Here is a 15,547-nt window from a genome sequence, read left to right on the forward strand (position 1 = left end):
CTATCATTGACCAAATGGGGCATTTTCAGTAGCGTTGCCTGATTTATTGTTTTCTACATTGCCATTGGCTGCATTATCGTTATTGGTGCCGTTATTATTTTTATCACCGCTATTAGCATTAGGATTGTTAGGCGTGTTTTTGTGACTGGTATTTGTACTGATATTTGGTATTGGCTGCGGCGTCAGTGCCCATTGCCAAGTGATCGGCATATCCTGATACGTAAAGTTAAGCGCAATCCCTTTTGGTAACAGTATAGTCTCAGACGTTTTATTGGCTGAATTCGCCAACTGCCCTGATACGGTATTATTACTGGTACTGTTATTGCTGCTGCTATCTTTATTGGGAAATTTGGCGCTTAATTCAGGTAAATAAGCTTGCCAGCGCCCTGCCGTGACGCCTTCAAGCAATACACTATCTAGGCTAATGCTGTCACTGCCACCAGCAAGACTGTTATATTGACGGCGAATTAAGCGCTCATCGGCAAAAATGTATTCGATATGCTGCACACTTGCGCTGCTTTGATAACGTGGGTCGGGGTCGGCAAAACGCATAAAGCTGATACGTTCAGCATCTAGACTCATAAAAGGTTCGGGCGCTGGTGCGTTTTCTTGATTGCTATTATTAGTATTATTCGTTGCGGCGTTATTGGACGAGGCGTTATTAATTGAAGAATTAGCACCCTGCGTATCCACTGCCTGATAAGGAATCATTTGGTTCATATCTTGCTGTAATTGCAAATAGGCATATTGCAAAACTGCTAAATTATCCGCATGAAATTGCGCCCGTTCACGCGCACGGTTAACGCCATCAAATACTTTCCAGCCAGCCACCGCTAACATGGCAAATATCGCCATCGCCACCATCAGCTCAAGCAAAGTAAATCCATGATTTGATTTCATGGATTGCCTCTATCTGGCGTTAGACCGCTCAAATCCAAACTACCAACCTCCTGCTCAGCGTTACTTAACATCACGTTGATATCCGTCACTGCGCTGCGTGCCTGTCCATCTATAATGGGCGCAACAGCGATATTTACCTGCTTTAATGCAGGTGTGATGGCGTCCGTGGCGGTCATTGTCACTTGCCAATCACGACCTTGGGTATTGATAGTTTGGGTTTTATTGGCCGTCAGCCACGTATCTTGAATACGCAAATCTGCTGCCGCGTTTTGTGCGACAAACTGCGCCAGCGTACGAGTACGTAAAACATCAACTGAGCTTAAATACGCACTACTCGCACGGCTCGCGGCAACGGCAACGACGGCTAGAATCGCTAAAGCAACCATGACCTCAATCAGGGTAAATCCGCGCTCATATTTTGATAGAGCGGGCTTTAGGTTTGTATAGGTATGTTCGGCCTTATTATTATCTATCATAAGTTAGCGCCCTTGCCCTATCGACATACTACCATCGGGCATAATTGTAATCACCTCGCCCACCAAACGCGAATTATGACGCACCTCTATTGTTACCGGTGTGGCCTGACCTGTGCCAAACCATAGTACTTGCGGTACATTTTGCTCGGTAAACCACGGCTGCAGCGCTTGCGTTTGTTCTGCGTTTGACTGACTACTCGCATCCAAGCTTTGCACGCTTAAGCTCACACCCATAGGCAAGGCAGGCAGACTAACTTCTGGCTCAATCTCCCAACTTGGTGTGGGCACTTTATCTGTAGCAGCTGATATATTCGTCAAATCTGCTGACAGCTCCATGGCGTTCTTAGGCGTACTATCGCCTCTAGAAGACGTAGAATCTTGAGTTTGATAAGCAATATACGGATTTGATAGCGTGACAATGACAGGCGTCATTTGACCTTGTTTATCGGATTGTAAGCTTAGACCCATAGGCGCCATACGCTCAGCCGATAAAAGTCGTACATAGCTCAGAGAATCTGTTAAATGCTCATAAAAGGCGCGGTTTTTGCGTGACTCACTGCTACCGACCGACAAGCTCATCATGCCAGCAAATATAGATAAAATAACGACCACCACTACTATTTCTACAAGGGTAAAGCCCGCTTGCCCGATACGGATGTGCGCGTGAGAGACTGTGATTGAAGATATAGAGGAAGTCGGTTTTGACATACAGAAGTCATCTAGAATGGCGTCACCTTATTAAAAATAACGCTATATTGAATGGTATACAAACGACGAAAGACATGACGAGTTATAAAAACTATGACTTCGTACACATGTTAAAAGATAAATTTAACGTGTTGCCATACAGAAGATAACAACACGGACCGTTATAAAATAATAGTTGACTGCGTTTAAAATAGAATAAAAAGCTAGTAATTGGTATTACGGTGCTCTTCTGATTCAGTATCGATTTGCTCTACCAATTCTTGCATATCTTCATCCATGACTTCATCATCGGCCGCTGGATAATGGCTTGGCAACTCAAGCATTTGCTGCACAAAAGCATAACGCAAGGTATCACGGCATCCTAAATAGCGCTGATAAAAGCTTGAGTTTAATAATCCTGCGCCGCCCTGACCCATCGCCCAAATCGAGGACAAATAATCGCGCGTACTTAGACTACTGTGCTGCTCTTGAAGATACGCGCTGATAATATCAATCAAACGTTTCATGCGCTGACGGCGTATATCATAAAGCTCACCGAACAGGCGATTCAGACCCGTCACCGATGCCGCCAAACGCTCTTCGATTTGGTTAAGGAGCATGGCTTTTTGCGGATTAAATAGTTGCTGGAAAATCATCCGCGCGACGCCTGCCGATGGACAGTCATCAATACGATTGATCTCAAACAATTGCTCTTCATAACGGATAATAATACGCAGGTAGAGCTCATCTTTACTGGAGAAATGCTTATATAAGGTGCCTTTAGCCAAATCAAGCTGGTCTGCCAAACTGTCCAAAGTGATATCACCATCGCCTGACTCAAGTAGCAATTGCTCCGCCATCGCTAAGATATTCTCTTCTCGTGCCTTGAACTGGTGCTGACGACTCATAATTTCTCCTAAAAACTGACAATATCATGCATACCACCGTCCCTTTTGTCAGTGTATTGGCAGTACGCTTATAAATTTTATAACGGCTACGCCAATACCATCAAAGGCAATATGCTTATGTTTGCTAAATAGTCATTGATAATCATAGGGTTAAGTTCAGCATCAAAAACACATTCAACACAGAACTACAAGACAAGCCTATAAATGACTGATTGGTCATAGCATAACCATTTTAGTGATACTGTGCCAGTAAATTTTCAAAGTTTTTTGCAGTCAATGCGCCGACTTCCTCGCCACTACAGCCATATAGTTGGGCAAGATAGCTTGCCACATATGGCACGTATGCCGGCTCATTAGGTCGGCCACGTTTAGGAACTGGTGCTAAATACGGGCTATCGGTTTCGATAAGTATTCTGTCTTTGGGCATATTTTTTGCGGCATCTTGAATCATTTGCGCACTTTTAAAACTGACGATACCTGAGAATGAAATATAAAACCCTAAGTCTAATGCGCGTTTTGCGGTTTCCCAGTCTTCAGTAAAGCAATGGATAATACCGTGTTCAGCGCCTTCTGCTTTTAGGATATCAAGCGTATCTTCTTTGGCGTCACGCATATGCACGACAAGCGGTTTCTTTAGCTGTTGGCTGGCATGGATATGACGCGCAAGGCTGGCTTGTTGCTCTTTTTTATTTTCCGTCGACCAGTAATAGTCCAGCCCCGTCTCCCCTATCGCCCACACGTGCTCAGCATCAGCCGTTTCTATCAAGCGCTCAACTGTCGCTGACTGCAATACGTTAATATCTTCACAAGGATGAATACCGACGCTCATACCAAGATTTAGCGCCTCGTCATTATAAGTGCTGACAATATTGGCAATCTCATCGTATTCAGCAAAATCACACATAATTGCCATCGCACGATTAACATTCGCCTCTTTCATCGCCGCAATCGCGCCGGACAATTGACCATCATACTTGGTTAAATCCAAACGGTTTAGATGGCAATGCGTATCTGTAAACATAAACAATCTCGTTAATAAAAATCAATAAATAGAATTATCTTAAAATATGGATTTGGTAATAGTAATAGTATTAATTGCTCTGATAAGCCGGCTTTTCAAGTCGTGTTTAACAAACGTCTATATAAAGGCTTTTTTATCAGAGCATTTTTTTAAAGAATAGTTTTTTTGAATGAGGCGTATTTTAGAGACGTCCTTTAATGCAGCGGCACCACACGCATCACCTCTTCTATGGTCGTTAACCCTTCGCTAATACGCTTTGCTCCCGATAAACGTAGCGGCTGCACGCCTTCGCGGTACGCTTACTGCTTCAACGTATCCAAATTGGCATCGGCTGCGACCAATTTTTTTAGCTCATTGGATAACGGCATAATCTCGTACAGACCAACGCGACCTTGATAACCCGTATGGCGACAGTGCTCACAGCCCTGCGCCTTATAAACTTGCGCAGGCACTGGGGCGCGCCAAGGTTGCACCAATTCTTGCCATTGGATAGCAATCTCGCTATCTGTGCTTACATCAACGGCTTGCTTACAATGCGGGCATAACGTCCGTAATAAGCGCTGTGCCATTACCCCCAATATCGTTGCTGAGGTTAAAAATGGCTGAATACCCAAATCATGTAAACGGGTAATAGAGCTTGGTGCGTCGTTGGTATGCAACGTTGATAGCACTAAATACCCCGTCAAAGACGCTTGCACTGCCATATTGGCAGTCTCAGCATCGCGAATTTCACCGACCATAATAATGTCTGGGTCTTGGCGCATCAAAGAACGAATACTATCGGCAAAATGCAAATCAACCCCAGGATTGACCTGCATTTGATTAAAAGCGGGCTCAATCATCTCAATAGGATCTTCAATGGTACAGACATTGACCTGCTCGGTAGCGAGCTGCTTAAGCGTACTATATAAAGTGGTGGTTTTACCAGAACCCGTCGGACCCGTCACCAAGATAATCCCATTAGGATGGGCGGTCAGCTCATGCCACGTTTCAAGCTGCTTATCCGACAGGCCAAGCTGGGCAAACGAGCGCACCAGCACTTCTGGATCAAATACCCGCATGACAAGCTTTTCACCAAAAGCAGTCGGCATGGTAGAGAGACGAAGCTCGGTCTCTAAGCCTTTGGGTGTACGGGTTTTTAGGCGTCCATCTTGCGGCTTGCGCTTTTCTGCGACATTGAGCCGTCCCAAAATTTTGATACGGGCGGTCACCGCCACTATAATGGCAAGCGGCATCTCATAGACACTATGCAGCACCCCATCGATACGAAAGCGCACCTTGCCTGTTTCGCGGCGTGGCTCTAGATGAATATCACTGGCACGCTGCTCAAAAGCATATTGCAATAGCCAATCGACCACTTTGACAATATGTTGGTCATTGGCATCGGGATTGGCATTATCGCCGAGCTGCAACAAAGCTTCGACGTTGGTGACGTCCGCTGCCGCGCGCTTATGTAGGGAGTTTGCGCCCGCAATCGCTTGCGTGACTTGATAAAACTCTTGGCGATAGCGATTGATTTGTTCAGGATTGATAAAGACCGTGCGATAGCTTTTTGATTTAATAAGCTTTTCAATATTGCCATGCCAGTCGGTATAAAATGGCTGGTCAGTACCAATAACCACTTCATCAAGCGTCACTTCAATCGGTAAAATGTGCTGCGAGCGCGCATATTCAAACGACATCAGCTGCGTTACCGCCGGTACATCGACCTTTAACGGGTCAATACGCACCAGCGGCATATCTGCTTTGGCAGCCAGCCACTGATTGAGCCACGCCAGCGTCAATTTATTCTCAGAATTATTATTAAGCGCGTGACCATTTGGCAGCCCAAACTCGCTAATCGTAATCAGCGGATGCTGTACCTTGTTACGGCGACTGGTAATGACAAGGTTATAGCCGCGTTGATCAATCACCCCATCTGCCAACAACTCGTCTAGGCACCAACGCAAATCAATCACGATCGAATATTTTTGAGCAGACATAGTTATCTTCTTTTATAGTTTTATTCTTATAAGATTTAGAGCATTTAGTCGGCAGCGATGTTTACTTTCATTATACTGTGACAATATTCATTATCTGCAATTCACCTGAGTCCAGAAACTGGAAACTGACATCAACCGATTTATAGCGCATAACAAATGACGACTCTGTCTCTGTACGTCGATAAGCAGGGCGCGGGTCTTGCGCTATCAAGGCTTTAATCGTATCGAGATCAGACATCAACAACTGTTTTTGGGTATTATAAATGACCGCTTTAACCGTTAACTTCTCATCTTTAGCGTTTTTTTCTACACCATTGGCAAACCTTTGAATGGCGATAATTTGCCCAAACTGCTCATAAGCCGATTCGGTAATCGTCACGTCCAACAAGTGCGGTGCCGAAGGCGCAAATCCGCTTTGAGCATCAGGCAAGGCATCACTATAAGCCACGTAAGGCTTGATATCGATAATCGGCGTCCCATCTATCATATCAGCCCCGCTAATAATAAGTAACACCCGTCCTTCGACAATCTCGATGCGCTTTAGTTTGACCACAGACAACCCTAGCGCAGATGGACGATACATACTGCGGCTGGCAAATACACCTGTTTTTTGATTGCCACCCAAACGCGGCGGACGCACCTGAGGACGAAAACTACTATCATTTTTGTCTTGCTGCTTATTATTGAGTGAATGCTTGTGTTTATCCAATTTGTCTTTATATAAATAGTTATGATGAAACTGCCAACTGATCCAAATATGGCTAAAATCTTCCAGTCCGGCAAATGCCGCTGGCGTATCATACGGCGCGAGCATTTCAATCACACTAGTCATAACCACAAGATTTGGCTGCCTCGGTGCGCCAAACTTTTGTGACAGCGGCGCACGGTGGTAACCAATAATGGGCGATATATGATAGTTAATAGCGGCGGAAGTCTGACAAGTCATAAATCAAATCCCAAAAGTAAATAGCTGATAATACATGGCATGCGGCAATGATAGAAAATTATTCGCTAACGATATTCCATTTTATCATGGTACAGACAGGCAGCTAGGCGGATTTTTATTTTAAAGTTTGTTATGATGAGCGAGAAATTTATTGAGAATGGCTTGCATTCATAAAGGGCAGGTTTATAAAGTACAAGCAGCAAAGTTTACTTTTACGGGCAGCGCTGTTGTTTGCTAGAATCTGACGCCTTATAAAACCTGATAATAATGTTAAAATAACGGTTTTTTATCCGTGTCATTTGCTTAACATGTCATTTGCTTATTAGCCTGAACTGATAATTGATAAGCGCTTAATCTTATTCACACTTTTTATTACTTTAAAAATTTTTGTTTACCACCATTTTTAATGGGCGAATACACATTACCACTTACTAACGAGGGCTTTATGTCAAAACTCCGCACCGAAACGGTCACTGAGGTTCATCACTGGAATGACTCTCTATTTAGCATCAAAACCACGCGCGACGATGGCTTACGCTTCCGTAATGGCGAGTTTGCGATGATTGGTATCGTTGTCGATGGTAGACCGCTATTGCGCGCTTACTCGATTGCCAGCCCCAACTACGAAGAGCATTTGGAGTTTTTCTCTATTAAAGTTCAAGACGGTCCGCTAACCTCGCGCTTGCAGCATATCAAAGTGGGCGATGAGTTATTGGTCAGCAAAAAACCAACGGGTACTTTGGTACTAGACGATTTATTACCGGGTAAGCATTTATATATGCTATCAACCGGCACGGGACTTGCACCCTTTTTAGCCTTATCACGCGATCCTGAAGTCTATGAGCGTTTTGACAAAATCATTTTGGTACACGGCGTGCGTCAGGTGAAGGATTTGGCTTATCGTGAAATGTTTGAAGAAGAGCTGCCAAACGATGAAATCTTTGGTGAAGAGTTCCGCGAGAAGTTTATCTACTACCCAACTGTTACCCGCGAAGAGTTTAGAAATACTGGGCGTATCACTGATCTGATGAAATCAGGCAAATTCTTCGAAGATATTGGTCTACCGCCAATGAATAAAGACGATGACCGCGTACTTATCTGCGGTAGTATGCCATTTAATGCGGATATCTCTGCAATTTTAGACGACTTTGGTCTTACTGTTTCTCCACGTATGGGTGTGCAAGCGGATTATGCCGTTGAACGCGCCTTCGTTGGTTAAAAATAAAATTTTATCGTAAATAGTATAAATAATTCTTGACGGCTAAAAATAGCCTGCTATAATACGCAGCCTATACAGAGTTAACCCTGTAGCCCAATTCGATAATGTTTGCAGTATATAAACTTTATCACCTAACACGCCGGTGTGATGGAATTGGTAGACATGACGGATTCAAAATCCGTTGCCTTTAAAAGCGTGTCGGTTCAAGTCCGACCACCGGTACCATATACGAAACCCTCGTAATCTATCGATTACGAGGGTTTTTTATGGCTTACTGTTTAAAGTTAGTTGTCCTATCAAAAAAAGACCACGCTAATTGGCTTAGCGTGGTCTTATCTCAACTCCACAGCATACACCTACTCGGCTGCATCCAATAGCTTATTAACCGCTTCTGCCATGTCATCATCTATGATGTTATCTTCTATATAGTCCACGAGCTGATGAATAGTAGTCAGATCCATTTCTCGAATACCCAAACTTGCCAGTTGCTCATTAATAGACGCCAAGCTCTCAGTATCTTCAGGATTATCTAATAACTGCTCATCAAAGCTATCACTGACAAACCAATACATTTTCTCTAACACGCTCTCTCTTCTCGTCAAGGTAGAATAATTATCGCCATGGATAAACAAATTAAAATGATAAGGTATTTCCACCTCATTGATAAAAAAAGTACGCTTACACTCTAGGGTATAGGCTTGTACTTGTTTCTCTTCAGCGCCTTCTTCATCACTTATATCTTCTGCAATCTCTTCTTTTACCAAGCCTTCTAATATTTCATAACGCCCAACTTTGACTTTGTGATTATAAATAATACAAGCGTCCGCAATCGCATCAAAAATCACCGCACTGACATCTAAGGTATGGTCGTCGATATCATAAAAGGCTTTTAAAAAAGGTAAGAACTCTGTGAGCTTGTCTTCTGGCACTTCAGTCAGAAACTGCTGCTCGTAAATGGTAATCATATCTTCAGGTGAATAGGTATTGGCGGTATTGGTCTCATTTCTGCCCGTAGGTTGCAAGGGTATCAGGTTATATGGATTATTATGGGTCATGCAGGACTGCCTTTTTATTGAAGTAAGCGAAAATCTATGTCCTCTATTATCTCTTATTCAGCCACTTTTAGATATATGGTTTAGGCGTTCAAATTAACCAAAAAAAACCACTCTAAGTTGCTTAGAGTGGTTTTTATGCAACCAATACTATCTCAGTTTATTTTCAGGTGGTGTTCTAAAAAGTATGCCGGCATCAGACGTAACCATAATTGATGTAAAAGAACACCATATCAAACACTTTGAAGTGATTATCGAGCTTCTTAGAGAAACAACAGGTCTTTCGAACGGCTCGTCGCAATCGGTGTCTAAGGCGACAGTTATTACCTTCTATGCCTACCGTATGAGATTTGCCAACTCGTTTGTGGTCAAATTTAAAGGCGGTTATAAAACTGTCCCAGTTATCCATACTGATAGAGCCATAGCTGACTTTCAGCTGCTTGAGACGAGCTCTTAGCTTCTTAGCTGTTTTCAGGTCACGTTTGCCCCAGACATAAGCAACAATCTCATTAGTAGCGCGGTCATAAGCATAAATAAGCCAAACTTTACGCTTCTTGCGATATACGTAAGTCCAGAACTCATCAACCTCTAAGCGTTCATAATAGCGCTTTTTAGGTGTAATCTTATAGACCGATGAGCCTATGGTGCTAAGGACTTTACCAATACTAATAGAGGCTATAAGGGCTATGTCTCTGACGCCGCAACCTCTAACCGTCATTAGCCGTATGATGTCTTCTATTTTAGAGTGACAGCCATGATAAGTTAAGGCATGGTCGCCAATAAACTGACGTTTGCAGTCCTTACATTGATAATTCTGCTTGCCATAGCTTTTTTTGCCATTTTTCTTTAGACTATTACTGTGACAGTCGGGGCAACTGATATCTATTTGTGTCTTCATAACCTCAAATATATCATCTTGCTCTGGCTGTCACTCCTCCTTTTATTTCCTCAGCATACTTTCTGATACACCACCTATTTTCAAAATGAATGTTCGCTAATTGGCCATTTGTACTTTTGGTTGCTTACGAATGCTAGAGCCATCTTTACAACTGATGGTGATACCTGTGAATCCAAACAGTATCGTAAGCAGCAGCGATAAATAACAGAAAAAGGCATAAGGCAAATATTCAAGTACCGGAACACCTAACGCTTGGCTGATAAATACCCCGCACACGCTCCACGGTACTAATGGATTGATAACCGTGCCCGCGTCTTCGATGGTACGCGATAGGTTTTTGGGGTGTAAATTCAAACGCTCAAAGGTCGGACGAAACGCAGTTCCTGATAATAAGATACTCAAATATTGCTCACCGATCAGCACGTTGATGCTTAAAGCCGCCATTGCCGCGGCAAAGATAGCACGTCCTGAGCTTGTCAGCATATTTCGAATACCTAACAATAACGCTGGTAAGATACCCAAAGCACGTAATAAACCGCCCAAACTTAACGCCAGTATCACAATAGTCTGAGTAAAGAACATACTTTGCATACCGCCACGTGAGATCATACCCGCCACTTCACCCAGCTCTAAATTTTCGGCGGGCGTATAACCAGCAAATAGATAACCGCCGAGCTGCCCAATACTTGGCGTGCTGTGCAGATAAGTAAGCACTAAAGCGGTCGCAATCGTGCAAATGATGGTATAGATGGCATTGACTCGGCATAGTGCTAATACCACTAGCACGACAAATGGCAGCACGGCATAACCATGGACTAAGCCGCTATCAACCAATTGCGATTGCAGTAAAGTCACTTGACCCAAATCACCCGTACCCGTCTGGCTAGAGAAGTACCAAAATAGCCCCGCTGTGATGAGCCACGCCGGTACTGTGGTATACATCATATTGCGAATATGCTCGAACAAATCAATGCCGACGACAGAAGAGGCAAGCGTACAAGTATCTGACAACGGCGACATTTTATCGGCAAAAAAAGCGCCTGAAACCACTGCACCAGCAGCAATAGCGACGTTGGCATCAAAGGCATTACTCATACCAATAAAAGCCACACCAAGTGTCGCGGCTGTGGTCAAACTACTGCCTAGAGCGACACCAATAATTGAGGTCAAAACAAAAGCCGAAATATAATAATACTGCGGTGAGATGAGATCAAAACCATAATACATAATGGTAGGAATAGCACCTGACATCATCAGCGCGGCGACCAGCAAACCAATAAAAAATAGTAAATAAATAGCACCAATACCACTGACAACGCCCGATGACATCTGCCCCTGCATCTTCTCAAAGCTTAGACCTTTATACATACCAAGGCCTAATAAAACAACGATTGCAAGCATCAATGACAGATGCGGTACCCAGCCAAAGCCGATCATGGTCACACCCATAATCGCGATGACAACGCTGGCAATAATAAAAGCTACCTTGGGAGATAGCTCGGTAAGTACTTGTGGAGGCATAACACATCCTTATGGTGCCATCATATATATTCTGGCGTTAGGGTTGGTTTTGGGTGGGACAAGTTTAATGAGTTGCAAAGATTATTGCCAGTCTCATGACTTACCCAGTAGGCTATCGGTCTTGGCTGCCATGATAAAATCATTGCGATGCAGACCTTTAATGCTATGTGACCACCAAGTGACGGTGACCTTGCCCCACTCTACCAAAATACCCGGATGATGCCCTTCTGCTTCCGCAATGTCGGCAAGCTCATTGGCAAATGCCATCGCTGTGACAAAATTTTTGAATTTATACTGACGCTGTAATTGCTTAATGCCGTCGACTTCGATGAGCGACCAATCAGGAATTTGTTGTAATAGCTCGCGTGCTTCTGTGTCGTCGACGGTTGGAGCGCCGATACGGCAGGCTTCACAGCTGGCTTGTGATAATGTCGTCATGATAATATCCTTTTAAGTTAACTATTATTTTTTTAATACCGTTACGTCCGTGTTAATACTGTTTTTACAGCATCACTTTTACCACATCGTTATTTTAACGATGCTAAATTTTTTAATGTATTAAGAGTTTTTTGGTGCATAAGTTGGTTCAAACAAACCAAGTGCCATTGCTTGTTTGACCTTGCCCATGATGTCGCTATCGACGATATCGAACAGCGTATCTAAATCATCAATGACATAATAAATCGGCTGAATATGGTCAATGCGATAAGGCGTACGCAGCACAGCAAGCAAATCAAATGCGCGGTGTTCTGGCTGATTTTGAGGTTGCTGCTGATGGTTGGATTGGTGCAACGTATCGCTACCATTAAGCGCATAAACCGTTTCAGAAGGCGAGCTCAAGATACCGCCGCCATAGATACGGCGATTGTCAGGGTGACTACCTACCAAGCCAAACTCGATGGTAAACCAATAAAGCCGTGCCAAAAACCACCTTTCTTCTTTACTGGCATCAAGACCCAGCTTGCCATAGGTCTCATTAAAAGCGGCAAAAGCAGGATGGGTCAGCAGCGGACAATGGCCAACGATTTCATGAAAGATATCTGGCTCTTCGATATAGTCCATGTCTTCAAAGCGGCGGATAAAGGTCGCTACCGGAAAGCGTTTATTTGCTAAGAGTTTAAAAAACTTACCAAAGCTGATAAGCGCAGGAACGGCAGCGGTTTGCCAGCCGGTGGTGGCCTGCAATATTTCGTCGATATCGTGGAGTTGCGGGATATGCGTCGATGGCAGATTTAGCTTTTCTAAGCCTTCTAGATAGGCTGAGCAAGCTCGATTGGGTATTTGCTTGGCTTGACGTGTAAGCAGCGCCTGCCACATGGCATTTTCATCGTCACTATAGTGAATATGACCCTGACTGTCTGGCTGATGCGAGAGGTAAGGTTGCTTCTCAGCCGTTAAATCGCTATGGCTAGCATCATCAGCGCCGAGAGCATTTGAAGACACACTCTTGGCACTGTGGGATTTTTGAATAGTATTGTTAGCTTGTAGGCGTTCCATGCCTGTGTTCCTTTTATTAGCGTTAGTACAGTCGCTTGTCGTCAGTAATTCTCAGGTATTTTTGATTTACCATCGCAAGCGGTACTTTGCTGATTAAGGACAAGACAAATTCCTTTTGCCCTACCCATTTATTATACTTATAAACGTTTAAGCTAAAACTATGGCGTTTCAGTTTCTGGCTGACCAATCGCGCCGCGACGAACTTGGTCACGCTCGATGGATTCAAACAAGGCTTTAAAGTTACCTTCACCAAAGCCTTCTTCGTAATCGCCTTTACGCTGGATAAATTCGAAGAATACGGGGCTACCAAGGATGGTTTCAGAGAAAATCTGTAGCAATAAGCGTGGCGTACCGCCTTCTGTGGTACCGTCTAACAAGATGCCGCGCATTTGTAGTTCAGCGACATTCTCGCCGTGGTTTGGTAAGCGCTCATCCAACATTTGGTAATAGGTATCATTTGGCGCTGTCATCAGCGGAATACCCATGTCTCTTAATTTGTCGATGCTAGACAACAAATCATCACTCAATAGTGCGATATGCTGGATACCTTCGCCATTAAATTGCATCAAGTACTCTTCAATTTGCCCACCGCCCTGCTTTGATTCTTCGTTTAATGGAATACGAATTTTGCCATCAGGCGCGGTCATCGCTTTACTGGTCAGACCCGTATACTCACCAGTGATATCAAAATAACGGATTTCGCGGAAGTTAAAGATACGCTCGTAGAAATCGGCCCAGTATGCCATGCGACCACGGTAGACATTGTGCGTCAGATGATCGATAACCTTAAAGCCAAAGCCTTTTGGATGCTTGTCGACGCCCGGTAGGTATTCAAAATCGATATCATAAATAGAGTTACCATCGCCAAAGCGGTCAATGAGATAAATAAGCGAGCCGCCGATACCTTTAATCGCTGGCAAGCGCAGCTCCATCACCCCTGTTGGCACGTCTACTGGCTCAGCGCCATTCTCGATAGCTAGCTCATACGCTTGCTGCGCATTTTTTACCCGAAAGCCCATGCTACAAGCGCCGGCGCCATGCTCACCTAAGAAATAGCTGCCATGGCTTTTTGGCTCACGGTTTAAAATAAGGTTGATATCTCCTTGGCGAAACAAGGCGACATCTTTTGAGCGGTGATTGGCAATATGAGTAAAGCCAAGGTTGCGAAATAGCGTTTCGACAAGCTCAGGCTCAGGTGAGACAAACTCAACGAAATCAAATCCTTGCAAGCCCATTGGGTTATCAAATAAATCTGCCTTTAACTCTGACATTGTCATCATCCTTAATTTCAATTGGTGGTATACATCACTAAAAGTTAGCAAAAAATAAGTTTCATCAATCATTCCTATTGACGAGTGATTTATATTAGATTAGCTTGATTTATAAGACTAATCGTATTTTTTGATTTATTTATCAGGTTTGCTTATGAATATCAGTATTCGCCAATTGAGCGCTTTTATCAGTGTGGCTGACAATGGCAGTTTTACCCGCGCCAGCGAGCAGATGCATTTGACCCAATCTGCCGTCAGTGGTTTGATTAAAGAATTGGAGTCCAGCCTTGGTATCGTGCTATTTGACCGCACCACCCGCCAGCTGTCATTATCCGTCGTTGGTCATCATTTATTGCCGCAAGCGCGGCGTATTTTAAATGAGATGCAGCTATTTGAAAATGAAGCCAGTAGCTTGACAAGTTTGGCGCAAGGTCAAGTCAGACTTGCGGTGTCGCAATTTGCTGCCTCCTCCATGCCAGCCGTTATTGCTCAATTTGCTAAAGCATATCCAGATATCAGCGTGTCTTTACTTGATTGCTCAGCAGAAAATGTTTTAGAACATATTCAAAACATCGAGGTAGATTTGGGCGTCGGTACTGAGCGTGGTTTTACGGAGCCTGACGATGACATCAGCGCCGATTTGTTATATCAGCTGCCGTTTTGTGTGGTAATGCCAGATAACCATGCGCTGGCGCAAAAATCAGAAGTCATTTGGCAGGATTTAGTAGACACGCCGCTTATTACCTTGCAAGGGCCATTTATCGAGCAAGTCACCGCTGAGCTTGATGAGGAAATTGCCAGCCATATTCAGCAGGCGCGCTACAAAGTCAACTTTATGTCGACCGCCCTTGAGATGACCCGCCAAGGTTTTGGCATTACCTTGTGCTTGCCTTATATGCCAGAGGTGATAGATTGGGTAAGCGCCAATGGTTTGCAAATGCGTCCATTGGCACAGCCGGTTAAAATGCGCCGATTCTTTATTTATCAACGCTCGTCACGCGCTTTATCGCCCGCCAGCATTGCCTTTAAGCAATTTTTGCAAACTTACTTTGCCAGCCACTTTGATGATTTGCAGCGTGTTTAAGAGCAACTCAAGAACTTATTACTTCAATTTAGCAAAGGCTAAAATCTGTCCAAAAACTTGCTAATAAACAAAAAAACGCGTTAAT

14 protein-coding genes, 1 tRNA gene and 1 pseudogene are annotated in these 15,547 nt (G+C 43.9%); 3 read left to right on the top strand and 13 right to left on the bottom strand.

All coding sequences use genetic code 11. The annotated features are described in order from the left end of the window. Positions 1–3 precede the first annotated feature (3 nt). The 7 genes and pseudogenes from gspJ to CXF58_RS07650 all read right to left on the bottom strand — a co-directional run bounded on the left by gspJ (position 4) and on the right by CXF58_RS07650 (position 6,920). Positions 4–900 (bottom strand): type II secretion system minor pseudopilin GspJ, encoded by an 897-nt coding sequence (gene gspJ / locus CXF58_RS07620; protein ID WP_102077093.1) that lies wholly within the window; start codon positions 898–900, stop codon positions 4–6. Beyond that, positions 897–1,376 carry a type II secretion system minor pseudopilin GspI gene (gene gspI / locus CXF58_RS07625; RefSeq protein ID WP_102077094.1) on the bottom strand — a complete coding sequence of 160 codons (480 nt, stop codon included), beginning with the start codon at positions 1,374–1,376 and terminating at the stop codon, positions 897–899. The genes gspJ and gspI overlap by 4 nt, the downstream gene beginning before the upstream one ends. Positions 1,377–1,379: 3 nt before the next feature. Next, positions 1,380–2,084 carry a prepilin-type N-terminal cleavage/methylation domain-containing protein gene (locus CXF58_RS07630; protein WP_102077095.1) on the bottom strand — a complete coding sequence of 235 codons (705 nt, stop codon included), beginning with the start codon at positions 2,082–2,084 and terminating at the stop codon, positions 1,380–1,382. Between the two features lie 203 nt (positions 2,085–2,287). Further along, the gene (locus CXF58_RS07635; RefSeq protein ID WP_102077096.1) at positions 2,288–2,971 is read right to left on the bottom strand and encodes a TetR/AcrR family transcriptional regulator; all 684 of its coding nucleotides are present in this window, start codon (positions 2,969–2,971) and stop codon (positions 2,288–2,290) included. 232 nt (positions 2,972–3,203) lie between these two features. Then, positions 3,204–3,992, bottom strand: coding sequence for a TatD family hydrolase (locus tag CXF58_RS07640; RefSeq protein WP_102077097.1), 789 nt, complete (start codon positions 3,990–3,992; stop codon positions 3,204–3,206). A gap of 194 nt (positions 3,993–4,186) precedes the next feature. Then, positions 4,187–5,974, bottom strand: a pseudogene (locus CXF58_RS07645) (GspE/PulE family protein). Positions 5,975–6,044: 70 nt separating this feature from the next. Further along, a complete protein-coding gene (locus CXF58_RS07650; protein WP_102077098.1) occupies positions 6,045–6,920 on the bottom strand; it encodes a tRNA (N6-threonylcarbamoyladenosine(37)-N6)-methyltransferase TrmO in 876 nt (291 codons plus the stop codon). 445 nt (positions 6,921–7,365) lie between these two features. Here CXF58_RS07650 and CXF58_RS07655 point away from each other — a divergent pair, with 445 nt between their 5' ends. Together CXF58_RS07655 and CXF58_RS07660 are read left to right on the top strand one after the other, a co-directional pair. Then, positions 7,366–8,139, top strand: a complete 774-nt coding sequence (locus CXF58_RS07655) for a ferredoxin--NADP reductase (protein WP_068405560.1) — start codon at positions 7,366–7,368, stop codon at positions 8,137–8,139. Positions 8,140–8,277: 138 nt separating this feature from the next. Further along, a tRNA-Leu gene (locus CXF58_RS07660) sits at positions 8,278–8,364 on the top strand. A gap of 131 nt (positions 8,365–8,495) precedes the next feature. Here the strand turns inward: CXF58_RS07660 and CXF58_RS07665 are convergent. The 6 genes from CXF58_RS07665 to hppD all read right to left on the bottom strand — a co-directional run bounded on the left by CXF58_RS07665 (position 8,496) and on the right by hppD (position 14,378). After that, positions 8,496–9,194, bottom strand: coding sequence for a hypothetical protein (locus CXF58_RS07665; protein ID WP_068405569.1), 699 nt, complete (start codon positions 9,192–9,194; stop codon positions 8,496–8,498). A 193-nt stretch (positions 9,195–9,387) separates the two neighbouring features. Continuing rightward, positions 9,388–10,089: an IS1 family transposase gene (locus CXF58_RS07670; protein WP_102077099.1), complete on the bottom strand. Its 702-nt coding sequence runs from the start codon at positions 10,087–10,089 to the stop codon at positions 9,388–9,390. 96 nt (positions 10,090–10,185) lie between these two features. Then, a complete protein-coding gene (gene nhaC, locus CXF58_RS07675) occupies positions 10,186–11,610 on the bottom strand; it encodes a Na+/H+ antiporter NhaC (protein ID WP_102077100.1) in 1,425 nt (474 codons plus the stop codon). Positions 11,611–11,703: 93 nt separating this feature from the next. Continuing rightward, the gene (locus tag CXF58_RS07680) at positions 11,704–12,048 is read right to left on the bottom strand and encodes a 4a-hydroxytetrahydrobiopterin dehydratase (RefSeq protein WP_068405575.1); all 345 of its coding nucleotides are present in this window, start codon (positions 12,046–12,048) and stop codon (positions 11,704–11,706) included. Positions 12,049–12,168: 120 nt separating this feature from the next. Continuing rightward, on the bottom strand, positions 12,169–13,107 hold the full coding sequence (gene phhA, locus CXF58_RS07685) for a phenylalanine 4-monooxygenase (protein ID WP_102077101.1): 939 nt from the start codon (positions 13,105–13,107) through the stop codon (positions 12,169–12,171). Between the two features lie 158 nt (positions 13,108–13,265). Then, the gene (hppD, locus tag CXF58_RS07690) at positions 13,266–14,378 is read right to left on the bottom strand and encodes a 4-hydroxyphenylpyruvate dioxygenase (protein ID WP_068405578.1); all 1,113 of its coding nucleotides are present in this window, start codon (positions 14,376–14,378) and stop codon (positions 13,266–13,268) included. Between the two features lie 154 nt (positions 14,379–14,532). Here hppD and CXF58_RS07695 point away from each other — a divergent pair, with 154 nt between their 5' ends. Next, entirely contained in the window at positions 14,533–15,462 is a 930-nt protein-coding gene (locus CXF58_RS07695) for a LysR family transcriptional regulator (RefSeq protein ID WP_068405582.1), read from the top strand. Positions 15,463–15,547: the final 85 nt, after the last annotated feature.

It is taken from the genome of Psychrobacter sp. Sarcosine-02u-2, from assembly GCF_002836335.1.
Taxonomy (GTDB): domain Bacteria; phylum Pseudomonadota; class Gammaproteobacteria; order Pseudomonadales; family Moraxellaceae; genus Psychrobacter; species Psychrobacter faecalis.

What these genes read in the sequence shown, in the direction of transcription:
- CXF58_RS07670 (WP_102077099.1), bottom strand. Translation starts at nt 10,089, where the DNA reads ATGAAGACACAAATAGATATCAGTTGCCCCGACTGTCACAGTAATAGT.
- CXF58_RS07650 (WP_102077098.1), bottom strand. Translation starts at nt 6,920, where the DNA reads ATGACTTGTCAGACTTCCGCCGCTATTAACTATCATATATCGCCCATT.
- nhaC (WP_102077100.1), bottom strand. Translation starts at nt 11,610, where the DNA reads ATGCCTCCACAAGTACTTACCGAGCTATCTCCCAAGGTAGCTTTTATT.
- CXF58_RS07630 (WP_102077095.1), bottom strand. Translation starts at nt 2,084, where the DNA reads ATGTCAAAACCGACTTCCTCTATATCTTCAATCACAGTCTCTCACGCG.
- CXF58_RS07665 (WP_068405569.1), bottom strand. Translation starts at nt 9,194, where the DNA reads ATGACCCATAATAATCCATATAACCTGATACCCTTGCAACCTACGGGC.
- gspI (WP_102077094.1), bottom strand. Translation starts at nt 1,376, where the DNA reads ATGATAGATAATAATAAGGCCGAACATACCTATACAAACCTAAAGCCC.
- CXF58_RS07640 (WP_102077097.1), bottom strand. Translation starts at nt 3,992, where the DNA reads ATGTTTACAGATACGCATTGCCATCTAAACCGTTTGGATTTAACCAAG.
- CXF58_RS07695 (WP_068405582.1), top strand. Translation starts at nt 14,533, where the DNA reads ATGAATATCAGTATTCGCCAATTGAGCGCTTTTATCAGTGTGGCTGAC.
- CXF58_RS07680 (WP_068405575.1), bottom strand. Translation starts at nt 12,048, where the DNA reads ATGACGACATTATCACAAGCCAGCTGTGAAGCCTGCCGTATCGGCGCT.
- hppD (WP_068405578.1), bottom strand. Translation starts at nt 14,378, where the DNA reads ATGTCAGAGTTAAAGGCAGATTTATTTGATAACCCAATGGGCTTGCAA.
- phhA (WP_102077101.1), bottom strand. Translation starts at nt 13,107, where the DNA reads ATGGAACGCCTACAAGCTAACAATACTATTCAAAAATCCCACAGTGCC.
- CXF58_RS07655 (WP_068405560.1), top strand. Translation starts at nt 7,366, where the DNA reads ATGTCAAAACTCCGCACCGAAACGGTCACTGAGGTTCATCACTGGAAT.
- gspJ (WP_102077093.1), bottom strand. Translation starts at nt 900, where the DNA reads ATGAAATCAAATCATGGATTTACTTTGCTTGAGCTGATGGTGGCGATG.
- CXF58_RS07635 (WP_102077096.1), bottom strand. Translation starts at nt 2,971, where the DNA reads ATGAGTCGTCAGCACCAGTTCAAGGCACGAGAAGAGAATATCTTAGCG.